Here is a 26,271-nt window from a genome sequence, read left to right as displayed (position 1 = left end):
CATCCCGCATGTCGCCTCCATACAAGTGACATGCCGGATTCGTCATCGCCGCGAGCGCGCTGCGGATGCGAAGGTCGAACCCGGTTCCCTTCCGCAGGATCGCCCTTCATGCAGAGATTTTCCGGGTTCTCGATCATCGCCAAGGCGCTCGGATCGAACCGGGGCTGGCAGGCGCAGTGGCGCGATGCCACGCCGCGCAGCCGCTACGACGCCGTGATCGTCGGCGGCGGCGGGCACGGGCTCGCCACTGCCTACTACCTCGCCAAGGAGCACGGCGTCCGCAACGTCGCGGTGCTGGAGAAGGGCTGGATCGGCGGCGGCAACACCGGCCGCAACACCACGATCATCCGCTCGAACTACCTGTTCGAGGAATCGGCGGCGCTCTACGACCACGCCGTGAAGCTGTGGGAGGGCCTGAGCCAGGACCTCAACTACAACGTGATGTACTCGCCGCGCGGCGTCCTCATGCTCGCGCACAACATCCACGACATCCAGGTCTTCAAGCGCCACGTCCACGCCAACCGGCTGGCCGGCGTCGACAACGAATGGCTGTCGGCCGAAGAGTGCAAGGCCTACTGCCCGCCGCTCAACATCGACGCCTCGACCATGCGCTATCCCGTGCTCGGCGGCGCGCTGCAGCGGCGCGGCGGCACGGCGCGGCACGACGCCGTGGCGTGGGGCTACGCGCGTGCGGCCTCCGCGCTCGGCGTCGACATCATCCAGAACTGCGAGGTGACGGCGATCCGGCGTGGGCCCAGCGGCGAGGTGACGGGCGTGGACACCACCCGCGGCGCCATCGACACCGCCAAGGTCGGCGTCGTCGCCGCCGGCAACACCTCGGTGGTCATGGCGATGGCGGACGTGCGCATGCCGCTCGAAAGCTACCCTCTTCAGGCGCTGGTCTCCGAGCCGATCAAGCCGGTCTTCCCCTGCGTCGTTATGTCGAACACGATTCACGCCTACATCTCGCAGTCCGACAAGGGCGAGTTGGTGATCGGCGCCGGCACCGACGCCTACACGTCCTACACGCAGCGCGGCGGGCTCCACATCGCCAACCACACGCTCGACGCCATCTGCGAGCTCTTCCCGCAATATCGCAGGATGCGAATGCTGCGCTCCTGGGGCGGCATCGTCGACGTGACGCCCGACCGCTCGCCCATTCTCGCCAAGACGCCGGTGAAGGGGCTCTACGTCAATTGCGGATGGGGCACCGGCGGCTTCAAGGCGACGCCGGGCTCGGGCCACGTCTTCGCCCACACGATCGCCCGCGACGAGCCGCACCCGATCAACGCGCCCTTCACGATCGAGCGCTTCCGCGACGGCGTGCTGATCGACGAGGCCGCGGCGGCGGCGGTGGCGCACTGACGATGACGCCGTTTCGAATGCCGTCTTCGACCCTTCATCCGTCCTGCGAAGGCCGAGCCCCATGCTGCTGATCCACTGCCCCTATTGCGGCGCGCGACCCGAACTCGAGTTCCGCTATGCCGGCGAGGCCCATGTCGTGCGCGCCGAGACCCCGTCGGAGGTCGGCGCCGACGCGTGGGGCGATTTCCTCTACCAGCGCTCCAACGTGCGCGGGCTGCATGCCGAGCGCTGGCGCCACATCCATGGCTGCGCCCGCTTCTTCAACGCATTGCGCGACACCCGCACCGACTTCTTCGCCGCCACCTACAGGGTCGGCGAACCGCGGCCGGACACGGGCGGCGCACCGGAAGCGAACCAGCCGGCGCTCAGCGGCGACAATGTCGGCACCTGGTCGTCGGAGGCGGCGCGATGAGCGCGTTCCGCACGGCGTCCGGCGGCCGCGTCGACCGCGCCTCGCCCCTCACCTTCTCCTTCGACGGCGTCACCTATCGCGGCTACGAAGGCGACACGCTCGCTTCGGCGCTGCTCGCCAACGGCGTCCACCTCGTCGGACGATCGTTCAAGTATCATCGGCCGCGCGGCATCGTCACCGCCGGCTCGGAAGAGCCGAACGCGCTGGTCGGCGTCGGCGCCGACGAGGCCCATTTCACGCCGAACCTGCGGGCGACGCAGGTCGAGCTCTACGAGGGGCTCGTCGCCACCAGCCAGAATCGCTGGCCGTCGCTGCGCCACGATGTCGGCGCGGTCAACGACGTGCTCGGCAAGTTCTTCTCGGCCGGCTTCTACTACAAGACCTTCATGTGGCCGCGCTCGGCCTGGGAGAAGCTCTACGAGCCGATCATCCGCCACGCCGCCGGCCTCGGCCGCGCGCCGGAAGCCGCGGATGCCGACCGCTACACCCAGCGCTTCGCCCATTGCGACGTGCTCGTGATCGGCGCCGGTCCGGCCGGCCTCGCCGCCGCACTTGCCGCTTCGGAAGACCCGGAGGCGCGCGTCACGCTCTGCGACGAGCAGGCGGAGATGGGCGGCACGCTGCTGCACGAAAGCGACGCGGTGATCGACGGCTTCTCCGGTCCGGCCTTCGTGCGCGACTGCCTGCACAAGCTGCGGACGCGGCCGAACGTGACGCTGCTGCCGCGCACCACCGCCTTCGGCTTCTACCCGCACAACTTCCTCGGCCTGTGCGAGCGCGTCACCGAGCATCTGGCGCATGCCGATCCGCGCCAGCCGCGCGAGCGCCTGTGGCAGGTGCGCGCCAGCCGCGTCGTCTTCGCCACCGGCTCGATCGAGCGGCCCATCGTCTTCCCGGACAACGACCGGCCGGGCATTCTGATGGCCGAGGCCGCGCGCCAATACGCCAACCGATACGGCGTGCTGCCGGGGCGGCGCGCCGTGGTCTTCACCGCTGGCGACAGCGCCTATCGCGCGGCGCTCGACCTCAAGGCCGCCGGCGTCGAGATCGCGGCCATCGCTGATCTACGCGACGACCCGTCCGGCCCCTACGTCCAGAAGGCGCGGGCGGCGGGCATCCCCGTCTATCCCGGCACCTCCGTCTCCGGCACCGCGGGCCGTCTGCGCGTCGCCTCGGCGACGCTCATGCGCAAGGGCTGGACGAGCGGCGAGACGATCGCCTGCGACTGCCTGCTGATGTCGGCCGGCTTCACGCCGACGATCTCGCTCTTCTCGCAGTCGCGCGGCAAGATGCGCTGGGACGAGGCGCTCGACGCCTACGTCCCCGCCGAATCCGTCGAAGGCGAGCGCTCCGCCGGCGCCTGCCGCGGCGTCTACGCGCTGGCCGACGTGCTCGCCGACGGCGAGGCCGCAGGGCACGGCACCGACACCGGCGGCGCGAGCCGCCATGCGGTCGAAGCCATCGACACCGGCCATGCCGGCTTCCGCGGCGCGGCCTTTCATGGCGGCGATCCGCGCACCGTCAAGGCCTTCGTGGATTTCCAGAACGACGTGACCGCCAAGGACGTGCGGCTCGCGACGCAGGAAGGCTTCCGCTCCATCGAGCACGTCAAGCGCTACACGACCTCGGGCATGGCGACCGACCAGGGACGCCTTTCCAACATCAACGCGCTCGCCATCGTCTCACAGGAGATCGGCAAGCCCGAGACGGCAATCGGCCTCACCACCTTCCGCCCGCCCTACACGCCGACGACCTTCGGCAGCTTCGCGGGCGCAGCGCGAGGGCGGCTGTTCGATCCCGTGCGCACCACGCCGATCCACGACTGGGCGGCGGAGCGCGGCGCCGCCTTCGAGGATGTCGGCATCTGGAAGCGCGCCCACTACTTCCCGCAGGGCGGCGAGGATCTGCACGCCGCCGTCGCCCGCGAATGCCGGGCGGTGCGCCAGTCCGTCGGCATCTTCGACGCCTCGACGCTCGGCAAGATCGAGGTCGTGGGACCGGATGCCGCCGAGTTCGTCGAGCGCATCTACACCAACCCGTTCAAGAAGCTGGCGGTCGGGGGCCTGCGCTATGGCGTGACGCTGCGCGAGGACGGGTTCGTGATGGACGACGGCGTCGTCGGGCGCATCGCGGAGGATCGCTTCCACCTGACCACGACCACCGGCGGCGCGCCGCGCGTGCTCCACCACATGGAGGACTACCTCCAGACGGAATGGCCGCATCTCGACGTCTGGCTGACCTCCACCACCGAGGCATGGGCTACGATCGCCGTGCAGGGGCCGAACGCGCGCAAGGTGATCGAGGGCCTCGTCGACGGGCTCGACATCTCGCGCGAGGCGATGGCGCACATGCAGATGCGCGAGGGCACCATTCTCGGCGTTCCCATGCGCCTCTGGCGGGTGTCGTTCACGGGCGAGCTCGGCTTCGAGATCAACGTGCCCGCCGGTTACGGGCGACAGATCTGGGAGGCCGTCTACGCGGCCGGCGAGCCCTACGCCATCACGCCCTACGGCACCGAGACGATGCACGTGCTGCGTGCCGAGAAGGGCTACATCATCGTCGGCCAGGAGACGGACGGCACGGCGGTGCCCGACGACGTCGGCCTCGGCTGGGCGGTGGCGAAGAAGAAGCACGACTTCGTCGGCATGCGCTCGCTCGCCCGTCCGGCGCTGTCGGCGGCCGGGCGCAAGCAGATGGTGGGCCTGCTCACCCGCGAGGCCGCGACCGTGCTGGAGGAAGGCGCGCAGATCGTCGAGCATCACGAGCAGGCCGATGCGCTCGCCTCCGGTTCGGCGCTCGGCCACGTCACCTCCGCCTACCACTCCGAGGCGCTCGGCCGCTCCATCGCGCTGGCGCTGGTGAGGAACGGACGGGCGCGCCTCGGCGAGACCGTGGACATTCCCATGCCGGGCGGGCGCATCGCCGCCGAGATCGTCGATCCCGTCTTCTACGACAAAGCCAACGAGCGCCTCGATGTCTGAGCCGACGATGATCCCCGCCCCGCCGCTCGGCGATCGCGCCGCCCTTGGCACACCCGTCCACGCGCAGCTGACGACGTTGGACGCACGAACCCGGTGGAACCTGCGCCTGCGCGCCGAAGCCGGCTTCGAGCCGGTGGCGGCGGCCTTCGGTGTCGCCCTGCCGCGCGAGGCCTGCCGCGTCGCGAATGTAGGCAAGCGCCGCGCGCTGTGGCTCGGGCCGGACGAGTGGCTGTTGACGGCCCCGGCGGTCGATACGTCGCTCGGTCCGGCGCTGGCGCAGACGTTGGCCGGGGTGCCGCATTCGCTCGTCGATGTCAGCCACCGCTCGTGCGCCTTGGAACTGACGGGGCCGCGGGCAACGGACGTGCTCAACGCCGGCTGCCCGCTCGACCTCGCGCTGACCGCCTTTCCAGTGGGCGCGGGCACCCGCACCGTTCTCGGCAAGACCGAGATCGTGCTGATGCGCACCGGGCCGGAGGCGTTCGAGATCGACGTCTGGCGCTCGTTCGCGTCCTACGCGTTCGACTTCCTCGCCGAGGCGATGCGCGAATACGTGTGAGCACGATCCGGTGGTTCGTTCCTGCGAGGGCCAGCGACCGCCGGCAGCATGTCGCAAGGGCGACGCTTTGCGTCGTGCCGATGAAAGTGCGAGATTTGGAATGACGCCAGACTGGCGCAGATCCATCGCCGGAGCCCCGCCATGCTCGATCGCAGTTCGACGCCCCTGAACGCCCTGCTCCGTCGGCGCCGGCCCGGCCATTCGCTGGAAGCGCCGTTCTACACGAGCCCCGAAATCTTCGCCGCCGACATCGAGGCCATCTTCGAGCGGACGTGGGTCTTCGTCGGCGTCGAGCCCGACGTTCCCGAGCCCGGCGACGCGCTGACGGTGGACATCGGCGCCAACGCCATCCTCATCGTGCGCGACGACGACATGGCGGTGCGCGCCTTCCACAACGTCTGCCGCCATCGCGGCGCCCGGCTCGTGCATGACGAGAAGACCACGGTGGGCAATCTCGTCTGCCGCTACCATTCCTGGACCTACAATCTCGACGGCGACCTCATCCACGCCGAGCACATGGGCGGCGACTTCGACCCGAAGTGCCACGGTCTCAAGCCCGTGCACGTGCGCTCGCTCGAAGGGCTGATCTTCATCTGCCTCGCCGACGAGCCGCCGGAGGATTTCGCCGAGATGGAGCGCGCGATGGCCCCCTACATCGCGCCCCACCACCTCCGCGACACGAAGATCGCTTTCCAGAGCGACCTGATCGAGGAGGGCAACTGGAAGCTCGTGATGGAGAACAATCGCGAGTGCTACCATTGCGGGGCGAACCATCCCGAGCTCACCGTGCCGCTTTTCGCCCACGGCTTCGGCTTCGCGCCGGAGGAGTTGGACGAGGCCGAGCGGGCCGAGGCCGACCGCTACGCCGCGCTCGTGCGCTCCAGCCATGCCGAGTGGGAGGCCGCTGGCATTCCCTCGCGCATGCAGGAGCATCTCGACGACCGCATCTCGGGCTTCCGCACCGAGCGCCTGCCGCTGGACGGCGACGGCGAGAGCCACACGATGGACACGAAGGCCGCCTGCCGCCTGCCGCTCGGGCCCTTCTCGTCCGCCAAGATGGGCGGCCTCCACTTCTGGACGCAGCCGAACTCCTGGCACCATTTCATGGGCGACCACGTCGTCACCTTCTCGGCCATTCCGCTCTCCGCCGGACAGACGCGCGTTCGCACCACTTGGCTCGTCCACAAGGACGCCGTGGAGGGCGTCGACTACGACCTCGCCAACCTCATCGAGGTCTGGACCGCCACGAACGCGCAGGATGCCGAGCTCGTGGGCTTCTGCCAGAAGGGCGCGCAGAGCCGCGCCTACGAGCCCGGCCCCTACTCGCCGCACACCGAGATGCTCGTGGAGAAGTTCTGCCGCTGGTACATTCAGCGCATGAGCGAGCATTTCGACGTGGCGCGCGCGGCGGCCTGACGGGAATGGACGCACCCGTCATTGCGGCCCCCACCGGCTATCGCCTGTTCGACCCCGAAGAGGACGACGTCCTCGTCTGCCGCGCGGTGCGCGAGGAGACGCACGACGTGAAGACCTTCGTCTTCGCGCCGCGCTCCAACCGGCGCTTCGCCTTCGAGCCGGGGCAGTTCATGACGTTCGAGTTCGAGATCGGCGGGGAGGCGATCTATCGCTGCTACACGCTCTCGGGCACCCCGACCCGGCCCGACACCTGCTCCATCACCGTCAAGCGCGTGCCCGGCGGCCCGGTGTCGAACTGGCTGCACGACAGCTTCCGCCCCGGCATGATGCTGAAGGCGACGGCACCGATGGGCGAGTTCTCGTGGTCGCGCCATCCCTCGGCGGCGAACAAATACCTGCTGCTTTCCGGTGGCAGCGGCGTCACGCCGATGATGGCGATGGTGCGCTCCGCCTACGATCTCGCCGAGATCCGCGACACTGTCTTCGTGCATGCGGCGCGCACGCCTGCCGATATCGTCTTCCGCGACGAGCTCGACATGATGGCCCGGCGCAACCGCTCGATCCGCGTCGCCCATGTCTGCGAGGCCGACGCGCCGCACGAGACCTGGACGGGCCTGCGCGGTCGCCTCTCGCTCCCGGCTCTCGAAGCGCTCGTGCCCGACTTCCGCACGCGCGAGGTCTTCGTCTGCGGCCCCTCGCCCTTCATGGCGGCCGTGCGCGCACTGCTCGGCGCCGCAGGCTTCGACATGGCTCGGCATCACGAGGAAAGCTTCAACTTCGAAGAGCTGTCAGGCGCTGAGCAGGCCGAGGTCGCGGAGGCGACCGACGACATGGCGCCGGCCGTCCGCACCTTCCGCATCGAGTTCGCCAAGACGAGGCGCGTGGTCGACTGCCCCGAGGATCTCTCGATCCTCGAAGCCGCCAAGCGCGCGGGCATGCGCCTGCCCTCGTCCTGCACCAAGGGCCTCTGCGGCACCTGCAAGTCGAAGAAGGTCTCCGGCGAGGTGGCGATGACCCATCAGGGCGGCATCCGGCAGCGCGAGATCGACGCCGGCCAGATCCTCATCTGCTGCTCCAAGCCGCTCTCCGACGTCGTCATCGAGCGCTGACCCTATGTCGCCCTGCCCGTCACTCGCCTCGCTGACGCGGCTCGCCTTCCTGACCCTGCCGAACTACTCACTGATCGCCGTCTCGGCGGCCGTCGAGGCACTGCGGATGGCGAACTACGTCGCCGGCGAGGAGGTCTATCGCTGGCAGGTGGCGACGCTGACGGGCGAGCCTGCACAAGCCTCTGGCGGGCTGTCGCTTTCGCCGACCGTCGCGCTTCGTGACGCCGCGTTCGACGTTCTGTTCGTCTGCGGCGGCGTGGATGTGCGCCGGGCGCTCGACCGTCGCACGGTAGACGAGCTGCGCCGGCTCGCCCGTCGCGGCCTGCCGCTCGGGGCGCTCTGCACGGGCACCTTCGCGCTCGCCGAGGCCGGGCTGCTCGACGGCTATCGCTGCGCCATTCACTGGGAAAACCTCGCCGCGATCCGCGAGGAGTTTGCCGAGATCTCCTTTGCAGAAGACCTCTTCGTCATCGACCGGGACCGATTCACCTGCACCGGCGGTTCGGCGCCGCTCGACCTGATGGGCGCCTTCATCGAGGCGCGGCTGGGACGCGACGCCGCCGAGCGCATGTCGGAGCAGTTCGTGCTGGAGCGGCTGCGCGGCGGGGCCGAGCCGCAGCATCCGCCGCTCCGCCATCGCGGCCACGGCCATCCCGCGCTGGAGCAGGCCGCCGCCCTGATGACGAAGACGATCGGCGCGCCGCTCGCCATCGCCGTCATCGCCGCACGTGTCGGCCTCTCGGCTCGCCAACTCGAGCGCCTGTTCCGGCTGCATGTCGGCATGGCGCCGGCGGAATTCTCGATGGCGCTTCGTCTCGACCATGCGCGCGAACTGCTGCGCCAGTCCGACCTCGCGGTGACGGCAGTGGGCGTCGCCTGCGGCTTCGTCTCGTCGGCGCATTTTTCGTCGGCCTATCGCCGCCGCTTTGGCCATGCGCCTCGCGCCGAGCGCGCCGCGGTCGCACCGCCGCGTCTTGCGCCGCTGCGTCCCTCTCCCGCCCCCGTATCCTGACGATGGATCGGCCTTAGAGAACCGGTTGCGCCGACAGCGGCATGTACGCGACACGTTCATAAGGCACGTCGGCCGATGGCAGCGGCGCGAGCCCGCGCACCATGTCGGCCGCCTTCTCGGCGATCATGATCGTCGGCGCGTTGAGGTTGCCCGTGGTGATCGAAGGCATGATCGAGGAATCGATGACGCGCAGCCGCTCCAGCCCGATCACGCGCGTCTGCGGATCGACCACCGCCATCGGGTCGCCTTCGTCCCCCATCCGGCAGGTGCAGGACGGGTGATAGGCGCTCTCCACGTGCTCCCTCACGAAGGCGTCGATCTCGGCGTCGGTCTGCACCTGCGCGCCGGGCTGGATCTCGCGTCCGCGATAGCGATCGAAAGCCGCTTGCGCGAAGATCTCCCGCGTCAGCCGCACGCAAGCCCGCATCTCGCGCCAGTCGTCGGGATGGCTCATGTAGTTGAAGAGAATCCGGGGCGCCTCCTGCGGATCGCGCGAGGCCAGCCGCACCGAGCCGCGCGACTTCGAGCGCATCGGCCCGACATGGGCCTGGAACCCGTGCTCCGACGCTAGCCCCTTGCCGTCGTAGGTCACCGCCAGCGGCAGGAAATGGTACTGGATGTCGGCGTGGTCGATCTCCGGTTCCGAGCGGATGAAGCCGCAGCTCTCGAAATGATTGGTGGCGCCGAGCCCGGTCTTGGTCAGCAGCCAACGGGCGCCGATGGATCCCTTGGCGAACGGGTTCATCGCCGAATAGAGCGTGATCGGCTCTCGGCAGGCGACCTGGAAATAGAATTCGAGATGGTCCTGCAGGTTGGCGCCGACGCCCGGCCGGTCGGCGACCACGTCGATGTCGAGGGCCGCCAGATCGGCCGCCGGCCCGACGCCGCTCAGCATCAGGAGCTTCGGCGAATTGATCGAGCCGGCGGAAACGATGACCTCGCGACGCGCCTTCGCGAGCATGCGCCGCCCGCCGACGACGTAGGAGACGCCCGTTGCGGTGCGGCCCTCGAACACCAGCCGCTCGACGAAGGCCCCGGTCTCCACCTTGAGATTGGCGCGCCCCATCGCGGGCTTCAGATACGCGTTGGCGGTGGACCAGCGGCGACCGTTGTGGACGGTCATGTCCATCCGGCCGAAGCCCTCCTGCGTCGCTCCGTTGATGTCGTCGTTGTGCAGGTGCCCCGCCTCTTCCGCAGCGCGCATGAAGGCCTCGTGCAAAGGGTTTTCCAGCGTGCCGTAGGTCGTGTGCAGCGCGCCTTCGTCGCCGCGATAGGGATCGCCCCCCGTGCGCCGCCGCTCGGCGCGCCGGAAGTAGGGCAGCACGTCTGGGTAGTTCCAGCCGCTCGCGCCCTCGAACTCCCAGCGGTCGAAGTCGGCGGGCGCACCGCGCACGTAGACCATGCCGTTGATCGAGGACGAGCCGCCTAGCACCTTGCCGCGCGGCACGTTCATCCGGCGTCCGCCGAGATGGGGCTCGGGCTCGGAATGGTAGCCCCAATTGTACTTGCGCATGTTCATGGGGATCGACAGCGCGCTCGGCATCTGGATCAGCACCGAGCGGTCGGAGCCTCCGTATTCCAGCAGCAGCACGGTGGAGCGCCCGTCTTCGGTGAGGCGGTTGGCGAGCACGCAGCCCGCCGATCCCGCCCCCACGATCACGTAGTCGAATGTCTCGTCGTTCATGGCGCAAGTCTCCCGGGCGGGTGGGACGGGATCAGTAGGGCGCGTCGACGCGCCCGAGATTGACGTAGACGCTCTTCACCTGCGTGTGCGCGTCGAGCGCCGCGCGGCCGTTCTCGCGGCCGAGGCCCGATTCCTTGGCGCCGCCGAAGGGCAGTTCGATCGGCGTGATGTTGTAGGTGTTGATCCAGGTCGTGCCGGCTTCCAGCGCCGCCACCACGCGGTGTGCCCGCGCGAGATCGCGCGTGAAGACGCCCGCCGCCAGCCCGAAGCGCGTGTCGTTGGCGCGCGACACCACCTCCGCCTCGTCGCGGAAGGAGAGCACCGTCATGACAGGCCCGAAGATCTCCTCGCGTACGATGCGCATGCCGTCGTCGCAGGCGTCGAAGACCGTGGGCGCCACGAACCAGCCCTTCGCCAGCGCGCCCTCGGTGACCCGCTCGCCGCCGACGACGAGGCGCGCGCCCTCGCGGCGCCCCTCCTCGATGTAGGACAGCACCTTGTTCATATGCGCCTCCGAGATCAGCGCGCCGACCTGCGTCGCCCGGTTGAGTGGATCGCCGACGATCATGGCGCGCGTGCGCACGGCGAGCTTTTCGAGAAAGGCCTCGCGCACCTCCTCGTGCACGAAGACGCGGGTGCCGTTGGAGCAGACCTCGCCGGCGGAATAGAAGTTGGCGAGCATCGCGCCGCCCACGGCATCGTCGAGATCGGCGTCGGCGAAGACGATCAGCGGCGACTTGCCGCCGAGTTCCAGCGTCACCTGCTTCAGCGTGCCGGCGGCGTCCGCCATCACCTTCTTGCCGGTGCCGACCTCGCCGGTGAGCGAGATCTTGGCGATGCCGGGATGGCGCGAGAGGAGCCGGCCGGTGGCGCCGTCACCCTCCACGACGTTGAACACGCCCGGCGGCACGCCGCATTCGGTCATCACCTCGGCGAGCTTCAGCGCCGTCAGCGGCGTCAGCTCGGCGGGTTTGAAGATCACGGCGTTGCCGGCGGCGAGCGCCGGCGCGGATTTCCAGCAGGCGATCTGCAGCGGATAGTTCCAGGCGCCGATCGCAGCGACGATTCCGAGCGGCTCGCGGCGCGTATAGCCGAACGCGGACGGCCCGAGATCCACGTGCTCGCCCGCGAGGCTTGCGGCGACCCCGGCGAAATATTCGATGCAGTCGGCGCCGGAGAGCACGTCGACGGCCTCGGTCTCCTGAAGCGGCTTGCCGGTGTCGCGCGTCTCGAGCATCGCCAGTTCGGCGTTGCGCTCGCGCAGGCGTGCGGCCACCCGGTTGAGGATGCGGCCGCGCTCAGCGCCCGTCATCGCGCCCCAACCGCGCTGCGCCTCGGAGGCCAAGGCGACCGCCCGGTTCACTTCCGCCTCGCCCGCCACCGCGATCTCGGCGAGCACCTCGCCCGTAGCGGGGTTGATCGTCTGGAAGGTGGCGGCATCGCCAACCTCGATATAGGCGCCGCCGATATGGCTCGCGAGCACGCGCGTGCCGCTGGCGCGTCTAGGCCGCGGCGCAGTAACGACAACCTCCGCAGGTCGGGCTGCCGCGATCTGTCCGTCGGTGAAGTTGGTGGCGATGGCGCGCGCCGACAGACTGTCTGTCTCGCCGATCTCCGACAGTGTCGATCGAAGCCAGAGGCCGTCGATCACCGCAGCGATCGACACGGCGATGCGTTGCGCGTCGTCGGACGAGACCAGCGCGCGCAGGTCGTAGCGCAGGTTGGAAAGCATGCGGCGCTGGTAGACGCGCTGGACGCGCTTCAACCGTGCCGAGTGCATGACCTGCCCCCAGAAGGCGAGCCAGACCGAGCAGGTGCGCCGATCGAATTCTTCGGGCGCGAGATTGGCGTCGATGACGGCCTGAATCCGCTCGCGCGGCCCGTCGGCGCGCGCCAGTCGCAGCCGGGCGCTGTCGGAGACCCGCATGGCGAGGAAGCGCAGCGTCGCTTCGAGAAGCCCTTCCTTGTCGCCGAAATAATGCGCCACAAGCGAGGGCGCGACGCCGGCACGGCTGGCGATCTCGGCGAGGCTCGACGCCGCGAAGCCGATCTCGGCGAGAGACTGGATCGTCGCTTCGATGAGTTGCCGGCGGCGATGATCCTCGCCGCCGAATCGGGTTGCTGCTGCGGTGCGCGCCATGGCCTGTCCTCCGGATCACCGCGTCATAAGAGCAATTGATCGATCGTTCAATCAACCGGCAGGGATCGGGTCGGCCCTGGCGGTCTTCGAAGGATCGCCGGTACCGCGGTCGCAATCAAGCCTCGTCTGATCTTCGTGTGCGCCTTGCATGCAGGCAGCCTGCACCTTTGTAGTGCAGCCGATCCATCGATGGCGAAGTATTGAACGGACGTTCAGTCCACGACTTGACAAGCGGCGAACGGCGTTTTCACATGATGCAGATGGCGCAGATTGTCGAAACGATCAGCAGGGTCCGTCGTGTAGTTTCGAAGGTCAGGGACCATCAGGTCCGTTTCATGCTGGAGCCAAGACAGATGACGCCCATCCATCACCTGACCAACCGTCGCCTCGCCGGCTTCGCCATCGGCGTCTCGCTCGTCGCCCTCGCTTTGCCTGCGGCCGCAGCCGATCCTGCCGCTTGCCGGGCAGTGCGCTTCGCCGACGTCGGATGGACCGACATCACGGCCACCACCGCGGCGGCCTCGACCATCGTGGAAGCGCTCGGCTACCAGCCGAAGACAGACGTCCTGGCTCTCCCGGTGACCTTCGCCTCGCTGAAGAACGACGACGTCGACGTCTTCCTCGGCAACTGGATGCCGACGATGGAGGCCGATCTCGCGCCCTACAAGGCGGACGGATCGATCGCGGTGGTGCGGGCCAATCTGGAGGGCGCTAAATATACGCTGGCGGTGCCGACCACGCTCTACGATTCCGGGCTGAAGACCTTTGCCGATCTTGCCAAGTTCCACGACCAGCTCGACGGCAAGATCTACGGTATCGAGCCCGGCAACGACGGAAACCGGCTGATTCTCAGCATGATCGAGAAGAACCAGTTCGACCTCGGCAAGTTCGAGCTGGTGGAGTCCTCCGAGCAGGGCATGTTGAGCCAGGTCTCGCGCCTGACCCGCACGCAGAAGCCCATCGTCTTTCTCGGCTGGGAGCCCCATCCGATGAACGCCAACTTCAAGATCTCGTATCTTTCGGGGGGCGACGACGTGTTCGGCCCCAACTACGGCGGTGCGACGATCTACACGCTGACGCGCAAGGACTTCGCCGCCGACTGCCCCAACCTCGGCAAGCTCTTCGCCAACATGGTCTTCTCGCTGCCGATGGAAAACGAGATCATGGGCGCGATCCTCAACGATTCGAAGGAAGCCGGGGCCGCCGCGAAGGCTTGGCTCGCGGCCCATCCCGAAGCCTACGAACCCTGGCTGGAGGGTGTCACCACGTTGGACGGCAACCCGGCGGGCGAGGCCGTGAAGACCGCCCTCTCCGACTGACCGCGCGCGACCGTCACCGGCGGCCCGGCTCGGCCGGTTCCCGCCCGGCGAACCCAACGACGAACACCGGGACGACGAACGCGCGATGTACGACTGGCTTACCGACCACAAGATCCCGCTCGGCGTCTGGCTGCGAAACCTCGTCGATGGATTGACGACCAACGCGCAAGGGCTGTTCGACACGATCTCGCTGGTGTTGGGGTCGCTGATCGACGGCCTCACGGCGGGGCTCGAACTCATCCCGCCGTTTCTCTTCATCGCGCTCGTGGCGGCCGGTGCGTGGTTCCTGCACCGATCGATCGCGCTCGCCGCGTTCGCCGTCCTGTCGCTGCTCCTGATCGTCAATCTCGGCTACTGGACGGAGACGATCCAGACCCTGTCGCTCGTCTTCTGCGCGACCTTCGTCTGCGTGCTCATCGGCGTGCCGCTCGGCATCGCGGCCGCGCACCGGCCCGTCGTCTACACGATCCTGCGGCCCTTTCTCGATCTCATGCAGACGATCCCGACCTTCGTCTACCTGATCCCGACGCTGGTTCTCTTCGGCCTCGGCGCGGTGCCGGGCCTGATCTCGACCGTGATCTTCTCGATCCCGGCGCCAATCCGCCTCACCTATCTCGGCATGTCGTCGGTGCCGCTGAGCCTTCGCGAGGCCGCCTCCGCCTTCGGCGCCACCGACCGGCAACTGCTCTACAAGGTGGAACTGCCCCATGCGCTTCCGACGATCATGGCCGGCATCACGCAATGCATCATGCTCAGCCTGTCGATGGTGGTCATCGCCGCCCTCGTCGGCGCCGACGGTCTCGGCAAGCCGGTGGTGCGGGCGCTGAACACCGTCAACATCGGCATGGGCTTCGAAGCAGGTCTGGCGATCGTCATCCTCGCGATCCTCCTCGACCGCATCTGCAAGAAACCCGAACCGCGTCGCGCGGCGAAGCGGAGCTGATCCATGGCCGACCCCCAGACCGTGCCCGCGATCGAGTTCCGCCATGTCGACATCGTCTTCGGCGAGCGGCGCAAGGCGGCGCTGAAGCTGATCGACGCGGGCAAGACCCGCGACGAGATTCTGGCCTCGACGGATGCCGTGCTCGGCGCGGCCGACGTCAGTCTCACGGTCGAACGCGGCGAGATCTGCGTGCTCATGGGCCTGTCGGGCTCCGGCAAATCGACCATCTTGCGGGCGGTGAACCGGCTGAACGAAGTGGCGCGCGGCGAGGTCATCGTGCGCCATGAGGGCTGCGCGATCGACGTAGCGAAATGCGACGTCACCACGCTGCGGGATATCCGTACTCACACCGTCTCGATGGTGTTTCAGCAGTTCGCGCTGCTACCGTGGCGCACTGTTCGGCAGAACGCCGGTCTCGGCCTCGAGTTGCAGGGACTCTCGACCGCCGAGCGCAACCGCATCGTCGACGAGAAGCTGGCGATGGTCGGCCTGACGCAGTGGGCCGACAAATACGCTCACGAGCTCTCCGGCGGCATGCAGCAGCGCGTCGGCCTCGCACGTGCCTTCGCAACGAATGCCGACATCCTATTGATGGACGAGCCATTTTCAGCACTCGACCCGTTGATCCGCACCAAGCTTCAGGACGAACTGCTGGAACTCCAGCAGAGCATCAAGAAGACCATTCTCTTCGTCAGCCACGATCTCGACGAGGCGCTGAAGCTCGGCAACAAGATCGCTATCATGCAGGACGGGCGGATCGTCCAAGTGGGGCGTGCCGAAGACATCCTGCTCGCGCCGGCGACACCTTACGTCGCTGAGTTCGTCAAGCACATGAACCCGCTCAACGTTCTGCGTGGGTCCGCCGTCATGCGGCCTGTGCGGTCGCTGAAGCGCGAGGGATCGTCGCTGCTACTCGACGCATCCGGCGACGTGCGCCTGCGCGTGGACGAAAGCGACCGTCCGATCTCGGTCGAAATCAACGGCGACGGCGGCACGATGGGCCGAGCCGATGCGGAAGAAGGGCAGTTGGATCGACCCTGTGACGTCATCATCGCGCCCGCCGACCTTCGGCTTCGGGCCGCGATTGCGCTGAAGCGCCAGACCAACCATCCGATTCTGCTGGTCGACGATCTCGGCCGGCTGGCAGGGCTCTGCGACAACGAGGAGATCTATCGCGGCCTGCTGCAGCGCGCGGATTCACGATAAAGGGCCCGCCTCCGGTGGAGGCGAGCCCTGATGGTCGTTAGCGCGAAGCCTTGTAGAGCTTTTGCGCGATCTCGAACATTTCTTCCGGCGCATAGTCCGGCGTGAAGGCCGAGGGAACGCCGGTCAACTGGTGGATCTTGCCGCCTTCCGGCATGCCGTCGACGACCTCCAGCTCGCCCTGCGGATCGTCGGGCAGCGCCACTTCGCCATTGCCCCAGATCCCCGCCATTTCCTTGTAGTCGCCGGGGCTGAACGTGTAGAGCCGGCGATGCGACCCCTCGTCCAGATACTTCTGGCACTCGGGGATCTTCGACAACGGAATGTTCGGCGTCGGCAGGAAGTCCTTGATCTTCACGCCCGTGATCTTCTCCAGCGCGAGCGCATAGGCGTGCGCATGGACGGAGCCACGCACGAGAAGATAACCGCAGACCTCGCGGCCCGTCGGATCGGTCAGCGTCTCATAGACCCGCAGCTTGTGGAGACGCGCCCCGCATTCCAGATGAAAATTGTGCAGGAGATCGACCACGACGTTACCGGTGGTCGTGATGAAGTCGTTGTTCCACGACACGCCGTTGCTGTTCACGGGCATTGCGCCGCCGCCACCCGAGAGGAAGGCCGCCGCAAGGCGAATGTCCTTCATGTCCTCGAACGGCGCGCCGGAAATGTCACCGCCGTCACCGGCATCGCCATTCTTTTTATCCGGCCCGTTGTTGAGCATCACCACGCCGTTCGAAACGAGTTCGACATGGCCGAGTTCTTCGGCGGTGATCGAAGCGACGAGGCTGTAGAAGGGCCGCAGCTTGTCCTTCGAGCGGAAATTGAAGCTCTGGAACATGTAGTTCCCGAGCGTGGACATCTCGCCATACTTGCCGCCCAGCAGCTCCTGCAACGCCGCGGCGGCGTTGGGATCGGCCCGCTTGGGCGCCGGCAGTTCGGCCTGGAGCTTGTCGATGCGCATGAACATGATGGGAACCTTTCGTTTGGATCTGAAAGGCCAATCCCGCGGAGTCGCAGACGTTCCGACAAACCCTCGGTCGGACCTACGGGTCGCGTCGCCCGGCGAAGACGACGTTCGCTCAGACTTCGGACCGCTGCCAGACGAACACGACCTCGGCGCGGAAGGCGAAACGCCCCGGATGCAAGGCGACGACGCCTTCGAGCGGCTCGCTCGCTACTTCCTGCTGAGCCGATAAACTCTACGGCCAGCGTCCGCATCCCTTGCGGCCAGCGTCACCGTCCCAGCAGGACGTAAAATCGCATCGGCGACGGGTGAGAAGTCCGTCTGAAACTTGCGCGCTCGGTGCTTGCAAGCTGTTGCAAGCTTCGGCCAGCACGCATGGTCTCGCCGCGAACCCAGCCGGTCGTCAGGAGGCGGCACCCTTTCCGTTGCGGCAAGCGTTGGATCCATATGGGCGCAGGAAAACGAGCGATCGACCTTGAGGTTTCAGACGCCGGCGCCCGGTGCGCGGGCAACGAAAGAAGGCGCCCGGTCGCCCGGACGCCTTTCAGATAGCCAAAAGCCGACGATCGAGGACGATCAGGCCTTGTTGCGGTTGTAGACGTCGAAGCAGACAGCCGCGAGCAGCACGATCCCCTTGATGACCTGCTGGTCGTCGATGCCGATACCGAGGATCGACATGCCGTTGTTCATCACGCCGATGATGAACGCGCCGACCACCGCGCCGATGACCTTGCCGACGCCGCCATAGGCGGATGCTCCGCCGATGAAGCAGGCCGCGATAACGTCGAGTTCGAAGCCGACGCCGGCCTTCGGCGTCGCCGAGTTGAGGCGGGCGGCGAAGATGAGACCGGCGAGTGCCGCGAGAACCCCCATGTTGACGAAGGTGAAGAAGGTCAGCCGCTCGGTGCGAATGCCCGAGAGCTTCGCGGCCTTCTCGTTGCCGCCGACGGCATAGATCCGGCGACCCATCGTGGTGCGCGTGGTGACGAAGCCGTAGACCGCGATGAGCAGCGCCATGACGATGAGGACGTTCGGGAAGCCGTTATAGGTCGCCAGCAGGTAGCTGATGAGCATGATCGCGGCGGCGATGAAGAGGTTGCGTCCAACGAAGAGGCCGAAGGGTTCGTCCAGCTGTCCGACCCGCGCCTGCTTCGAACGCTTGCGAGCGCTGAGATAGACGATGAGCGCGGAGGCGAAGGCGCCGATGGCGACCGTGGTGAGATGCAGTCCGTCGCCGCCGAGGAAATCGGGAATGAAGCCCTTGGAGAGCTTCTGGAAGCCCTCGGGGAACGGTCCGACCGAAGCGGAGCCCAACACCTTCAGTGTCAAGCCACGGAAGACGAGCATGCCCGCCAGGGTGACGATGAAGGAGGGAACCTTGAAGTAGGCGACGAGGTAGCCCTGCACCGCGCCGATCACGCCGCCGACGGCGAGGCCGATCGCGGCAGCGGTGAACCCGTCGAGCCCGTATTTCACCATCAACACCGCGCCGAGACCGCCGATGAAGCCCGCCACCGAGCCGATCGACAGGTCGATATGGCCGGTGATGATGATGAGCAGCATGCCGATCGCCATGATGACGACATAGCTGTTCTGCAGCACGAGATTGGTAAGGTTCAGCGGGCGCATCAGCACGCCGCCGGTCATGATCTGGAAGAAGGCCATGATCACGACGAGAGCGATCAGCATGCCGTATTCGCGGATATGCGACTTGAGGAAGCCCAGATTGAAGCTCCCGCTGGCGCCGCCCGCGGGTTCGTCGACGGTCTTAATGCTCATGGTTCACTCCTCCCGAGCGGATGATGGCACGCATGATGTTTTCCTGCGAGGCTTCGGCCGCCGTCATCTCGGCCACGATGCGGCCTTCGTTCATGACGTAGATCCGGTCGCACATGCCGAGAAGTTCCGGCATTTCCGACGAGATCATCAGCACCGCCTTCCCCTCTTCCGCGAGCTTGTTGATGATGGAATAGATCTCGAACTTGGCGCCGACGTCGATGCCGCGGGTCGGCTCGTCGAGGATCAGGAGATCGGGGTTCGAAAACAACCACTTCGACAACACGACCTTCTGCTGGTTGCCGCCGGAGAGGTTGAGCGTCTTCTGCAGGATCGACGAGCAGCGGATCTTCAGCTTGTCGCGGAATCCGTCGGCGACCTCCTGCTCGCGATGGTTGTCGACGATGCCGCCCTTCGAAATGCCCGAAAGGTTGGCGAGCGAGATGTTCTGCTTGATGTCGTCGTCGAGGATGAGGCCGAGATGCTTGCGATCCTCGGTGACGTAGGCGATGCCCGCGTCGATCGCCTTGTTGATCGAGGAGACGTCCACCGGCTTGCCGTGCATCAGCACTTCGCCCGAGACGTTGCGCCCGTAGGAGCGGCCGAAGACGCTCATCGCGAATTCGGTGCGCCCGGCGCCCATCAGGCCGGCGATGCCGACGACCTCGCCGCGTCGCACGTTCACCGCGACGTTCTTGAGGACCTGCCGCGAGGAGCTGAGATGATGGAAGCAGTTCCAGTTTCTCGCCTCGAACAGCACATCGCCGATCTTCGCCTCGCGTGAGGGATACCGGTCGGCCAGGCTGCGGCCGACCATGTCGCGAATGATGCGGTCTTCCGAGATCGGCTCGGAGCGGCAATCGATGGTCGAGACCGTCGAGCCGTCGCGGATCACGGTGATCGAGTCCGCGACGCGCGCGATCTCGTTCAGCTTGTGCGAGATGATGATCGACGAAATGCCCTTGCGCTTGAACTCAAGGAGCAGATCGAGCAACGCCTGACTGTCGCTTTCGTTGAGGCTGGCAGTCGGTTCGTCGAGAATGAGGAGCCGAACCTTCTTGGCCAGGGCCTTGGCAATTTCGACGAGCTGCTGTTTGCCGATGCCGAGATCCTTGATCAGCGTCGTCGGCGCTTCCTTGAGGCCGACCTGAGCGAGAAGATCGCGGCATCGCGCATGCGCGGCGTCCCAGTCGATGACGCCGTACGACGCCATCTCGTTGCCCAGGAACATATTTTCGGTGATCGACAAGAGCGGCACGAGCGCCAGCTCCTGGTGAATGATGATGATGCCGAGCTTCTCGGAGTCCGAGATGTTGCGGAAGGCCCGAGCCTCGTTCTCGTAGCGGATCTCGCCCTCGTAGGTGCCGTGCGGGTAGACGCCCGAAAGAACCTTCATAAGGGTCGACTTGCCGGCGCCGTTCTCGCCGCAGATCGCATGGATCTCGCCCGCGGTGACCGACAGGTTGACGTTGTCGAGGGCCTTCACGCCCGGAAACGTCTTGGTGATGCCACGCATCTCCAGAATGGGGCTCATCCTATCCTCCCGCCGCCGGATGCCAGAAGAGTCCGGAAGGCATGGCGCCTCCCGGACCCGATGCCGAAACGTCGATTACTTGATCTGGTCGGCCGTGTAATAGCCGCTGCCGACGAGCACCTCTTCGGCATTCGCCTTGTTCACCAGCACCGGCTTCAGGAGGTAGGAGGGGACGACCTTGACGCCGTTCTCGTAGGTCTTGGAGTCGTTGACCTTCACCTCGGTGCCGGCGGCCATCGCGTCGACCATGTCGACCGTGACCTTGGCGAGTTCGCGCGTGTCCTTGTAGACGGTGGAGTACTGCTCGCCTGCCAGGATCGACTTGACCGAAGGCACTTCGGCATCCTGGCCCGACACGACGGGCATCTTCAGATCGCCCGAACCGTAGCCGACGCCCTTCAGCGACGAGATGATGCCGATCGACAGACCGTCGTAGGGCGAGAGCACCGCGTCGACCTTCTTGTCGGTGTAGTAGGCCGACAGCAGGTTATCCATGCGGGCCTGCGCGACGGCGGGATCCCAACGCAGCGTGCCGACCGTCTCCATGCCCATCTGGCCCGACGGAACGACGATCTTGCCGCTGTCGATCATCGGCTGAAGAACGCTCATCGCGCCGTTGTAGAAGAAGAAGGCGTTGTTGTCGTCCGGCGAACCACCGAACAACTCGACGTTGAACGGGCCCGGCTTGTTGGCGGCGTCGAGACCGTCGACGAGCGACCGGGCCTGAAGCACTCCGACCTGGAAGTTGTCGAAGGTCGCGTAGTAGTCGACGTTCGGGGTCTCGCGGATCAGGCGATCGTAGGCGATGACCTTCACGCCCGAATCGTGGGCCTGCTTGAGAATGTCAGACAGCGTCGTGCCGTCGATGGAGGCGACCACGAGGACCTTGACGCCCTTCGTGACCATGTTCTCGATCTGCGAGAGCTGGGTCGGGATGTCGTCTTCGGCGTACTGGAGATCGGCCGTGTAACCCTTCTCCTTCAGCGCCTTCACCATGTTGTCGCCGTCGGCGATCCAACGCGCCGAGGACTTCGTCGGCATGGACACGCCGACCGTACCCTTGTCCTGCGCCAGGGCGCTGCCGGCGAACGTCATAGCACTGAGAGCCACGGCGGCCAGCAGGGACTTCATCGAAATCATGCTCTTCCTCCCGATACGACGCCGCGATCCTCTCGCAACCGCCGATTTCGACGCGAACCCCTCGCGCCGTTGATTGACGTTCGGCGAGACGCGGCTGCGTCCGGCCCCTCCAGACCCCCCCGCCGCCTCACCGAACAGGCGCCCCACAGCGAAGGGTTCTATTGTCTGATGATTTAGCCTATCGCCGGAGGACCCACAAACGGATTCTTGCGGCGATCTGATTTATCCTAAATCGAAAATCCGGTCGTAGAGCAAGACCGCGGCGTCGGCACGCTCGCGAATGTCGCCGGCGGTCATGCCCGGCTTGTAGAGCGACGAACCGAGGCCGAAGGTTCGAACCCCGACTTTCGAAAAGGCTTCGAAATCGCGCTCGGACACGCCTCCAACGACGCCGATCTCCCGGTCCTTCGGCAGCACGGCCTTGATCGCCGAAACGCCGGCGGGACCGAGCACGATGGCGGGAAAGAACTTGAGCGCGGAGGCGCCCGCCGCGAGCGCCGCGAAGGCCTCCGTCGGCGTGAAGACGCCTGGCATCGTCACCATGCCGTGCTCGCCGGCTCGGCGCAGCACCTGCGCATCGACATTGGGTGAAACGAGAAGCCGGCCACCAGCCTCCGCAAGCCGATCGACGCTCTCGACGTCGAGAACGGTGCCGGCACCGATGAAATGATCGGCCGAACCGAGCCGGGCGGCGAGTGCGATCGATCGAAAGGCGTCGGGCGAGTTCAGCGGAATCTCGATCGCCTCGAACCCCGCTTCCATCAGCGTCGCCACGGCGGGCTCGATCTCGTCCGGGCCGATGCCCCGCAGGATCGCAACGAGCGAGCGCTTCAGCGTCGGCCAGGGAACGGTTGCGGTGAAGCTCATGCGGGCGTTTCCGTCGAGGCGAGCGAGAACAGGGTGCAAGCGGCGGCGTGCAAGCCATGGCGCACGCAGCGGTCGGCGTCGAGTGGCCGGAAGGTCCCGAACCCGGCCACCGCGAAAGCGGCATCGTAGAGCGCGGCGATCGGCCCCGAAGCGAGCAGCGCGGCGCCTGTCAGATCGCCGTAACGCGCCTGTGCACCCGCGATCTCCAGTCCGATGAGCGTCCCGGACAAGCGCGCCAGCTGATCCCCCGCAGAACGCCCGGCCAACAGCCAGCCGGCCCGGATCTGGAAGAGCCGGTTCGTCGCCAGCGCCGGCTCCTCGAGAACGTGGCGGACGGCCTCGGTGAAGGCGGGCAGCGTGGCATCCACCGCCGTCGCCGTCTCCACCGCCTGCCGCAGGATCGAATGGGTGCGCAGATGCTGGAACAGTTCCCCTGTCATGAAGGTTGAGAACGATTCGATCGTCCCGTCCTCGAGCCGCACCCATTTGGAATGCGTGCCGGGCATACAGACGAAGCCGGTGCGCAGCCCGTCGGCGACGACGCCCAGCAGTTGCGTCTCCTCGCCGCGCATGACGTCGGGCTCCACCGGGCTGCGCTGTGCAAGGCCTGGCAGGATGAAGACCGGGCGCGCCGAAGCCGGCACGGGCGTCGCCTGCGCGGCCAGTCCGTCCAGCCCGATCGGCGTATCGAGATAGGCGGCCTCGACCCAGCCGGTGCGCGAGCCCACCATGCCGCACATGACCACCGGCGCGGAGGAGCCGAGGCCGAGGGCCGAGAGATGGCCTTCGAGCACGGTCTCGAAGCCGCGATCGGCGGCCGAGATCAACCCGTCGGCGGCGCGACGCTCGCCGAGAACGGTGCCGTCCGCCGCGCAGGCCCAGGCCCGGAAGGAGGTCGTGCCCCAGTCGATCGCCGCATAGGCCGGTTCGCGGCTCACGAGGCAAAAGCCTTCACGCGCGCCTCGGGCTGGCCCCGAACCGGCAGATCGACGAGGAACGTCATCCCGCCCTGCGGATCGGCGCTTCGCTCCGCTTCGCTCATGCCTTCGGTGGCGGATGTCACGAGGATGCGGTCGAGCTTCGGCCCGACGAAGATCGGGCAGGTCGGGCGCGTGGCCGGCACGGGAATCGTTCGCAGGCGATCTCCTTCGGGCGAATAGACGTCGACGCAACCCGCGCCCCAGCGCGCGTTCCAGATCCGGCCCTCGGCGTCCACGACGGCCCCGTCAAGGCCGCCCACGCCGCCCCGATGATCGACGAGCGCCGTCGGCTCGCCGGTCGGCAGGCCGGTGAGCGGATCGAGCGGAACCCGGTAGAGGATGCCCTCATGCGTGTCGGCGAAGTAGCCGGTGCCGCCATCCGGCGAGAAGGAGATCGCGTTGGGAATGGTGATGCGCGAATAGAGGCGTCGCAACTCGCCCTCGCGGAACCAGTAGATCGAGCCTGCGCCCTCCTCGGCCTGGCGCCCCATCGTGCCGATCCACAGCGAGCCGCTGGGGTGCACCCGCCCGTCGTTCGAGCGCGTCGTGCCGTTGTCGTCCTCGAGGCGCGTGTGAAGCTCCATGCGGCCGGAGGCGACGTCGCGCACGTAGAGGCCGTCGGCGGTCGCCACGAGCTGACGGGCGTCGTCGATGATCGCGAGTTCGCTCGCCATCATCGGCAGATCGTGGATCTTCGTCTCGCCCGTGGAGACGACGGCTTCGAAGAGTTTCCTCTCCAGAATGTCGAACCACCAGGCCGTGTCCGTGCGAGCGTCGTAGGTCGGACCTTCGCCCAGATGGCAGCGGTGCTCCGACAGGACGCGGATGCGGACGTCGTCCATAGGCTATGCTCTCCCAGCAGCGCGATGGGCGCACGCGTCGCGTGTCGTCCGGCCATCGAGATGCCAGATCGTGCCCATGTTGAAAAGGGCCGGCGCGAGGCCGGCCCGGTTGGTCGCGGCTCAGTGATTGTCGCGCGGCACGCCCTTGGTCTGCGCCAGCCGCTGATACTGCACGGCGTTCTCGAGCACCGCGCCGGTTTCCATCTGGCCGACGAGCGTGCGCTGGATTTCCTGCCACGGCGTCTGGTGCTCGGGATACTTGTAGCCGCCCTCGCTCTTCAACGCCGCGCGACGTTCGTTCAGCTCCTCGTCGGAGATGAGGATGTCGGCGGTGCCGCGTCCGAGATCGATACGCACCCGGTCACCCGTCTTCAGCACGGCAAGGTTGCCGCCGGCGGCCGCCTCGGGCGAGGCGTTGAGGATCGAGGGCGAACCCGACGTGCCGGACTGGCGACCGTCGCCGATGCAGGCGAGCGAGGTGACGCCGCGCTTGATGAGGTAGTCGGGCGCCCGCATGTTCACGACCTCGGCCGCTCCGGGATAGCCGATCGGGCCGGCGCCGCGCATGAAGAGGATCGTGTGCTCGTCGATCGCCAGCGCCGGATCGTCGATGCGGTGGTGGTAGTCCTCCGGTCCGTCGAACACGACGGCGTTGCCCTCGAAGGCATTGAGGTCGGCCGGGTTCACGAGGTAGCGCTCGCGGAACTCGGGCGAGATCACCGAGGTCTTCATGATCGCCGAGGAGAACAGGTTGCCGCGCAGGACGAGGAAGCCGGCCCGGTCCTTCAGGGGGTTGTCGTAGGTGCGGATGACCTTATCGTCCTCGATCTTCGCGCCGCGGCAATTGTCACCGATGGTGCGACCGTTGACGGTCATCGCGTCCTCGTTGATCAGCCCCTGCTCCATCAGCTGGTTGACCACCGCGGGTACGCCGCCGGCATGATAGTAGTCCTCGCCGAGATACTCGCCGGCAGGCTGCAGGTTCACCAGCAGCGGGATCTCCTCGCCGTAGGTCTGCCAGTCGTCCACCGTCAGCTCGACGCCGATGTGGCGGGCGAGCGCGTTGAGGTGGATGGGCGCGTTGGTCGAGCCACCGATCGCGGAGTTGACGCGGATGGCGTTGACGAAGGCGTCCTTCGTCAGGATGTCCGAGGGCTTCAGGTCTTCGTTGACCATCTCGACGATGCGGAGACCCGTGCGGTACGACACTTCCTGCCGGTCGCGGTAGGGCGCGGGGATCGCCGCCGAGCCGGGCAACTGCATGCCCAACGCCTCGGCCAGCGAGTTCATCGTCGTCGCCGTGCCCATCGTGTTGCAATAGCCGGTGGAGGGCGCCGACGACGCGACCAGCTTGACGAAGCCGGCATAGTCGATCTCGCCCTTGGCCATCAGCTCACGGGCCTTCCAGACGATGGTGCCCGATCCCGTACGCTCGCCGCGGAACCAGCCGTTCAGCATCGGGCCGACCGAGAGCGCGATCGCCGGAATGTTCACGGTCGCCGCCGCCATCAGGCAGGCGGGGGTCGTCTTGTCGCAGCCGATCGTCAGCACCACGCCGTCGAGCGGATAGCCGTAGAGGATCTCGACGAGGCCGAGATAGGCGAGGTTGCGGTCGAGGCCCGCAGTCGGGCGTTTGCCGGTCTCCTGGATCGGATGCACCGGAAATTCGATCGCAATGCCGCCGGCCTCGCGGATGCCCTCGCGCACGCGGGTCGCGAGTTCCATGTGGTGGCGGTTGCAAGGCGAGAGGTCGGAGCCGGTCTGCGCGATGCCGATGATCGGGCGGCCGGACTGCAGCTCTTCCTGGCTCAAACCGAAGTTCATGTAGCGCTCGAGATAGAGCGCGGTCATGTCGGCATTGTCGGGATTGTCGAACCAGGCGCGCGAGCGCAGCGTCGTCGCCGCGCGTCCGTGGCCGCGATTGCCCTTCGGGCTCGTCAGGTCGCCCGCGACTTTCGTCAGGTCGTTGCCCATGGTCGTCTCTCCTCGTTCGGCCTCGAGCCCGAAGCGGGCGAGGCGGTGGAT

The 26,271-nt window shown here is 67.0% G+C and carries 20 protein-coding genes; 10 read left to right on the top strand and 10 right to left on the bottom strand.

The genetic code is table 11. From position 1 onward, the window contains the following. The first annotated feature begins 108 nt into the window (after positions 1 to 108). From GGR04_RS09535 to GGR04_RS09505, 7 genes are all read left to right on the top strand, one after another. Positions 109 to 1,365: a sarcosine oxidase subunit beta family protein gene (locus tag GGR04_RS09535; RefSeq protein ID WP_183199621.1), complete on the top strand. Its 1,257-nt coding sequence runs from the start codon at positions 109 to 111 to the stop codon at positions 1,363 to 1,365. Between the two features lie 61 nt (positions 1,366 to 1,426). Beyond that, complete coding sequence (locus tag GGR04_RS09530; RefSeq protein WP_183199620.1) at positions 1,427 to 1,777, top strand: sarcosine oxidase subunit delta; 351 nt, start codon at positions 1,427 to 1,429, stop codon at positions 1,775 to 1,777. Next, complete coding sequence (locus GGR04_RS09525; RefSeq protein ID WP_183199619.1) at positions 1,774 to 4,758, top strand: sarcosine oxidase subunit alpha family protein; 2,985 nt, start codon at positions 1,774 to 1,776, stop codon at positions 4,756 to 4,758. The genes GGR04_RS09530 and GGR04_RS09525 overlap by 4 nt, the downstream gene beginning before the upstream one ends. Further along, complete coding sequence (locus GGR04_RS09520; RefSeq protein ID WP_246393044.1) at positions 4,751 to 5,317, top strand: sarcosine oxidase subunit gamma; 567 nt, start codon at positions 4,751 to 4,753, stop codon at positions 5,315 to 5,317. The genes GGR04_RS09525 and GGR04_RS09520 overlap by 8 nt, the downstream gene beginning before the upstream one ends. 141 nt (positions 5,318 to 5,458) lie before the next feature. Further along, positions 5,459 to 6,733, top strand: coding sequence for an aromatic ring-hydroxylating oxygenase subunit alpha (locus GGR04_RS09515; RefSeq protein ID WP_183199618.1), 1,275 nt, complete (start codon positions 5,459 to 5,461; stop codon positions 6,731 to 6,733). Between the two features lie 5 nt (positions 6,734 to 6,738). Then, on the top strand, positions 6,739 to 7,842 hold the full coding sequence (locus GGR04_RS09510) for an FAD-binding oxidoreductase (RefSeq protein ID WP_183199617.1): 1,104 nt from the start codon (positions 6,739 to 6,741) through the stop codon (positions 7,840 to 7,842). Between the two features lie 4 nt (positions 7,843 to 7,846). After that, on the top strand, positions 7,847 to 8,854 hold the full coding sequence (locus GGR04_RS09505; protein WP_183199616.1) for a GlxA family transcriptional regulator: 1,008 nt from the start codon (positions 7,847 to 7,849) through the stop codon (positions 8,852 to 8,854). Between the two features lie 13 nt (positions 8,855 to 8,867). Here the strand turns inward: GGR04_RS09505 and betA are convergent, their stop codons facing one another. Then, positions 8,868 to 10,538, bottom strand: a complete 1,671-nt coding sequence (betA, locus tag GGR04_RS09500) for a choline dehydrogenase (protein WP_183199615.1) — start codon at positions 10,536 to 10,538, stop codon at positions 8,868 to 8,870. Between the two features lie 31 nt (positions 10,539 to 10,569). Beyond that, positions 10,570 to 12,678 (bottom strand): betaine-aldehyde dehydrogenase, encoded by a 2,109-nt coding sequence (betB, locus tag GGR04_RS09495; protein WP_183199614.1) that lies wholly within the window; start codon positions 12,676 to 12,678, stop codon positions 10,570 to 10,572. Positions 12,679 to 13,031: 353 nt separating this feature from the next. On the opposite strand from betB, the gene choX reads away from it, so the two are divergent. From choX to choV, 3 genes are all read left to right on the top strand, one after another. After that, positions 13,032 to 13,997: a choline ABC transporter substrate-binding protein gene (gene choX, locus GGR04_RS09490; RefSeq protein WP_183199613.1), complete on the top strand. Its 966-nt coding sequence runs from the start codon at positions 13,032 to 13,034 to the stop codon at positions 13,995 to 13,997. Positions 13,998 to 14,082: 85 nt separating this feature from the next. Beyond that, a complete protein-coding gene (gene choW / locus GGR04_RS09485; RefSeq protein WP_183199612.1) occupies positions 14,083 to 14,940 on the top strand; it encodes a choline ABC transporter permease subunit in 858 nt (285 codons plus the stop codon). Positions 14,941 to 14,943: 3 nt separating this feature from the next. Beyond that, a complete protein-coding gene (gene choV, locus GGR04_RS09480; RefSeq protein WP_210291722.1) occupies positions 14,944 to 16,146 on the top strand; it encodes a choline ABC transporter ATP-binding protein in 1,203 nt (400 codons plus the stop codon). A 37-nt stretch (positions 16,147 to 16,183) separates the two neighbouring features. On the opposite strand, the gene GGR04_RS09475 is transcribed toward choV, so the two are convergent. From GGR04_RS09475 to GGR04_RS09440, 8 genes are all read right to left on the bottom strand, one after another. Then, positions 16,184 to 17,110: a manganese catalase family protein gene (locus tag GGR04_RS09475; RefSeq protein WP_183199611.1), complete on the bottom strand. Its 927-nt coding sequence runs from the start codon at positions 17,108 to 17,110 to the stop codon at positions 16,184 to 16,186. Positions 17,111 to 17,683: 573 nt separating this feature from the next. Next, positions 17,684 to 18,886: a multiple monosaccharide ABC transporter permease gene (gene mmsB / locus GGR04_RS09470; protein WP_183199610.1), complete on the bottom strand. Its 1,203-nt coding sequence runs from the start codon at positions 18,884 to 18,886 to the stop codon at positions 17,684 to 17,686. Further along, positions 18,876 to 20,417 carry a multiple monosaccharide ABC transporter ATP-binding protein gene (gene mmsA, locus GGR04_RS09465; RefSeq protein WP_183199609.1) on the bottom strand — a complete coding sequence of 514 codons (1,542 nt, stop codon included), beginning with the start codon at positions 20,415 to 20,417 and terminating at the stop codon, positions 18,876 to 18,878. Before mmsA ends, mmsB begins: the two co-directional genes overlap by 11 nt. Before the next feature lie 75 nt (positions 20,418 to 20,492). Beyond that, on the bottom strand, positions 20,493 to 21,557 hold the full coding sequence (chvE, locus tag GGR04_RS09460) for a multiple monosaccharide ABC transporter substrate-binding protein (RefSeq protein WP_183199608.1): 1,065 nt from the start codon (positions 21,555 to 21,557) through the stop codon (positions 20,493 to 20,495). A gap of 222 nt (positions 21,558 to 21,779) precedes the next feature. Then, on the bottom strand, positions 21,780 to 22,424 hold the full coding sequence (locus tag GGR04_RS09455) for a 2-dehydro-3-deoxy-6-phosphogalactonate aldolase (RefSeq protein WP_183199607.1): 645 nt from the start codon (positions 22,422 to 22,424) through the stop codon (positions 21,780 to 21,782). Beyond that, positions 22,421 to 23,362, bottom strand: coding sequence for a 2-dehydro-3-deoxygalactonokinase (locus GGR04_RS09450; RefSeq protein ID WP_183199606.1), 942 nt, complete (start codon positions 23,360 to 23,362; stop codon positions 22,421 to 22,423). Before GGR04_RS09450 ends, GGR04_RS09455 begins: the two co-directional genes overlap by 4 nt. Continuing rightward, positions 23,359 to 24,246, bottom strand: coding sequence for an SMP-30/gluconolactonase/LRE family protein (locus tag GGR04_RS09445; protein WP_183199605.1), 888 nt, complete (start codon positions 24,244 to 24,246; stop codon positions 23,359 to 23,361). Before GGR04_RS09445 ends, GGR04_RS09450 begins: the two co-directional genes overlap by 4 nt. 120 nt (positions 24,247 to 24,366) lie before the next feature. Then, positions 24,367 to 26,220, bottom strand: coding sequence for an IlvD/Edd family dehydratase (locus GGR04_RS09440; RefSeq protein ID WP_246393042.1), 1,854 nt, complete (start codon positions 26,218 to 26,220; stop codon positions 24,367 to 24,369). Positions 26,221 to 26,271: the final 51 nt, after the last annotated feature.

The organism is Aureimonas pseudogalii (assembly GCF_014196835.1).
In the GTDB taxonomy this organism is placed as follows: Bacteria; Pseudomonadota; Alphaproteobacteria; order Rhizobiales; family Rhizobiaceae; genus Aureimonas; species Aureimonas pseudogalii.
This window is presented reverse-complemented; position numbering and strand designations above follow the sequence as displayed.

Excerpts from the sequence above, each read along its gene's own strand:
- GGR04_RS09515 (WP_183199618.1), top strand. The coding sequence starts at position 5,459 with ATGCTCGATCGCAGTTCGACGCCCCTGAACGCCCTGCTCCGTCGGCGC.
- GGR04_RS09520 (WP_246393044.1), top strand. The coding sequence starts at position 4,751 with ATGTCTGAGCCGACGATGATCCCCGCCCCGCCGCTCGGCGATCGCGCC.
- GGR04_RS09525 (WP_183199619.1), top strand. The coding sequence starts at position 1,774 with ATGAGCGCGTTCCGCACGGCGTCCGGCGGCCGCGTCGACCGCGCCTCG.
- GGR04_RS09455 (WP_183199607.1), bottom strand. The coding sequence starts at position 22,424 with ATGAGCTTCACCGCAACCGTTCCCTGGCCGACGCTGAAGCGCTCGCTC.
- GGR04_RS09475 (WP_183199611.1), bottom strand. The coding sequence starts at position 17,110 with ATGTTCATGCGCATCGACAAGCTCCAGGCCGAACTGCCGGCGCCCAAG.
- betB (WP_183199614.1), bottom strand. The coding sequence starts at position 12,678 with ATGGCGCGCACCGCAGCAGCAACCCGATTCGGCGGCGAGGATCATCGC.
- GGR04_RS09510 (WP_183199617.1), top strand. The coding sequence starts at position 6,739 with ATGGACGCACCCGTCATTGCGGCCCCCACCGGCTATCGCCTGTTCGAC.
- GGR04_RS09535 (WP_183199621.1), top strand. The coding sequence starts at position 109 with ATGCAGAGATTTTCCGGGTTCTCGATCATCGCCAAGGCGCTCGGATCG.
- choX (WP_183199613.1), top strand. The coding sequence starts at position 13,032 with ATGACGCCCATCCATCACCTGACCAACCGTCGCCTCGCCGGCTTCGCC.
- choV (WP_210291722.1), top strand. The coding sequence starts at position 14,944 with ATGGCCGACCCCCAGACCGTGCCCGCGATCGAGTTCCGCCATGTCGAC.
- GGR04_RS09440 (WP_246393042.1), bottom strand. The coding sequence starts at position 26,220 with ATGGGCAACGACCTGACGAAAGTCGCGGGCGACCTGACGAGCCCGAAG.
- choW (WP_183199612.1), top strand. The coding sequence starts at position 14,083 with ATGTACGACTGGCTTACCGACCACAAGATCCCGCTCGGCGTCTGGCTG.
- GGR04_RS09505 (WP_183199616.1), top strand. The coding sequence starts at position 7,847 with ATGTCGCCCTGCCCGTCACTCGCCTCGCTGACGCGGCTCGCCTTCCTG.
- GGR04_RS09445 (WP_183199605.1), bottom strand. The coding sequence starts at position 24,246 with ATGGACGACGTCCGCATCCGCGTCCTGTCGGAGCACCGCTGCCATCTG.
- betA (WP_183199615.1), bottom strand. The coding sequence starts at position 10,538 with ATGAACGACGAGACATTCGACTACGTGATCGTGGGGGCGGGATCGGCG.
- chvE (WP_183199608.1), bottom strand. The coding sequence starts at position 21,557 with ATGATTTCGATGAAGTCCCTGCTGGCCGCCGTGGCTCTCAGTGCTATG.
- mmsB (WP_183199610.1), bottom strand. The coding sequence starts at position 18,886 with ATGAGCATTAAGACCGTCGACGAACCCGCGGGCGGCGCCAGCGGGAGC.
- GGR04_RS09530 (WP_183199620.1), top strand. The coding sequence starts at position 1,427 with ATGCTGCTGATCCACTGCCCCTATTGCGGCGCGCGACCCGAACTCGAG.
- mmsA (WP_183199609.1), bottom strand. The coding sequence starts at position 20,417 with ATGAGCCCCATTCTGGAGATGCGTGGCATCACCAAGACGTTTCCGGGC.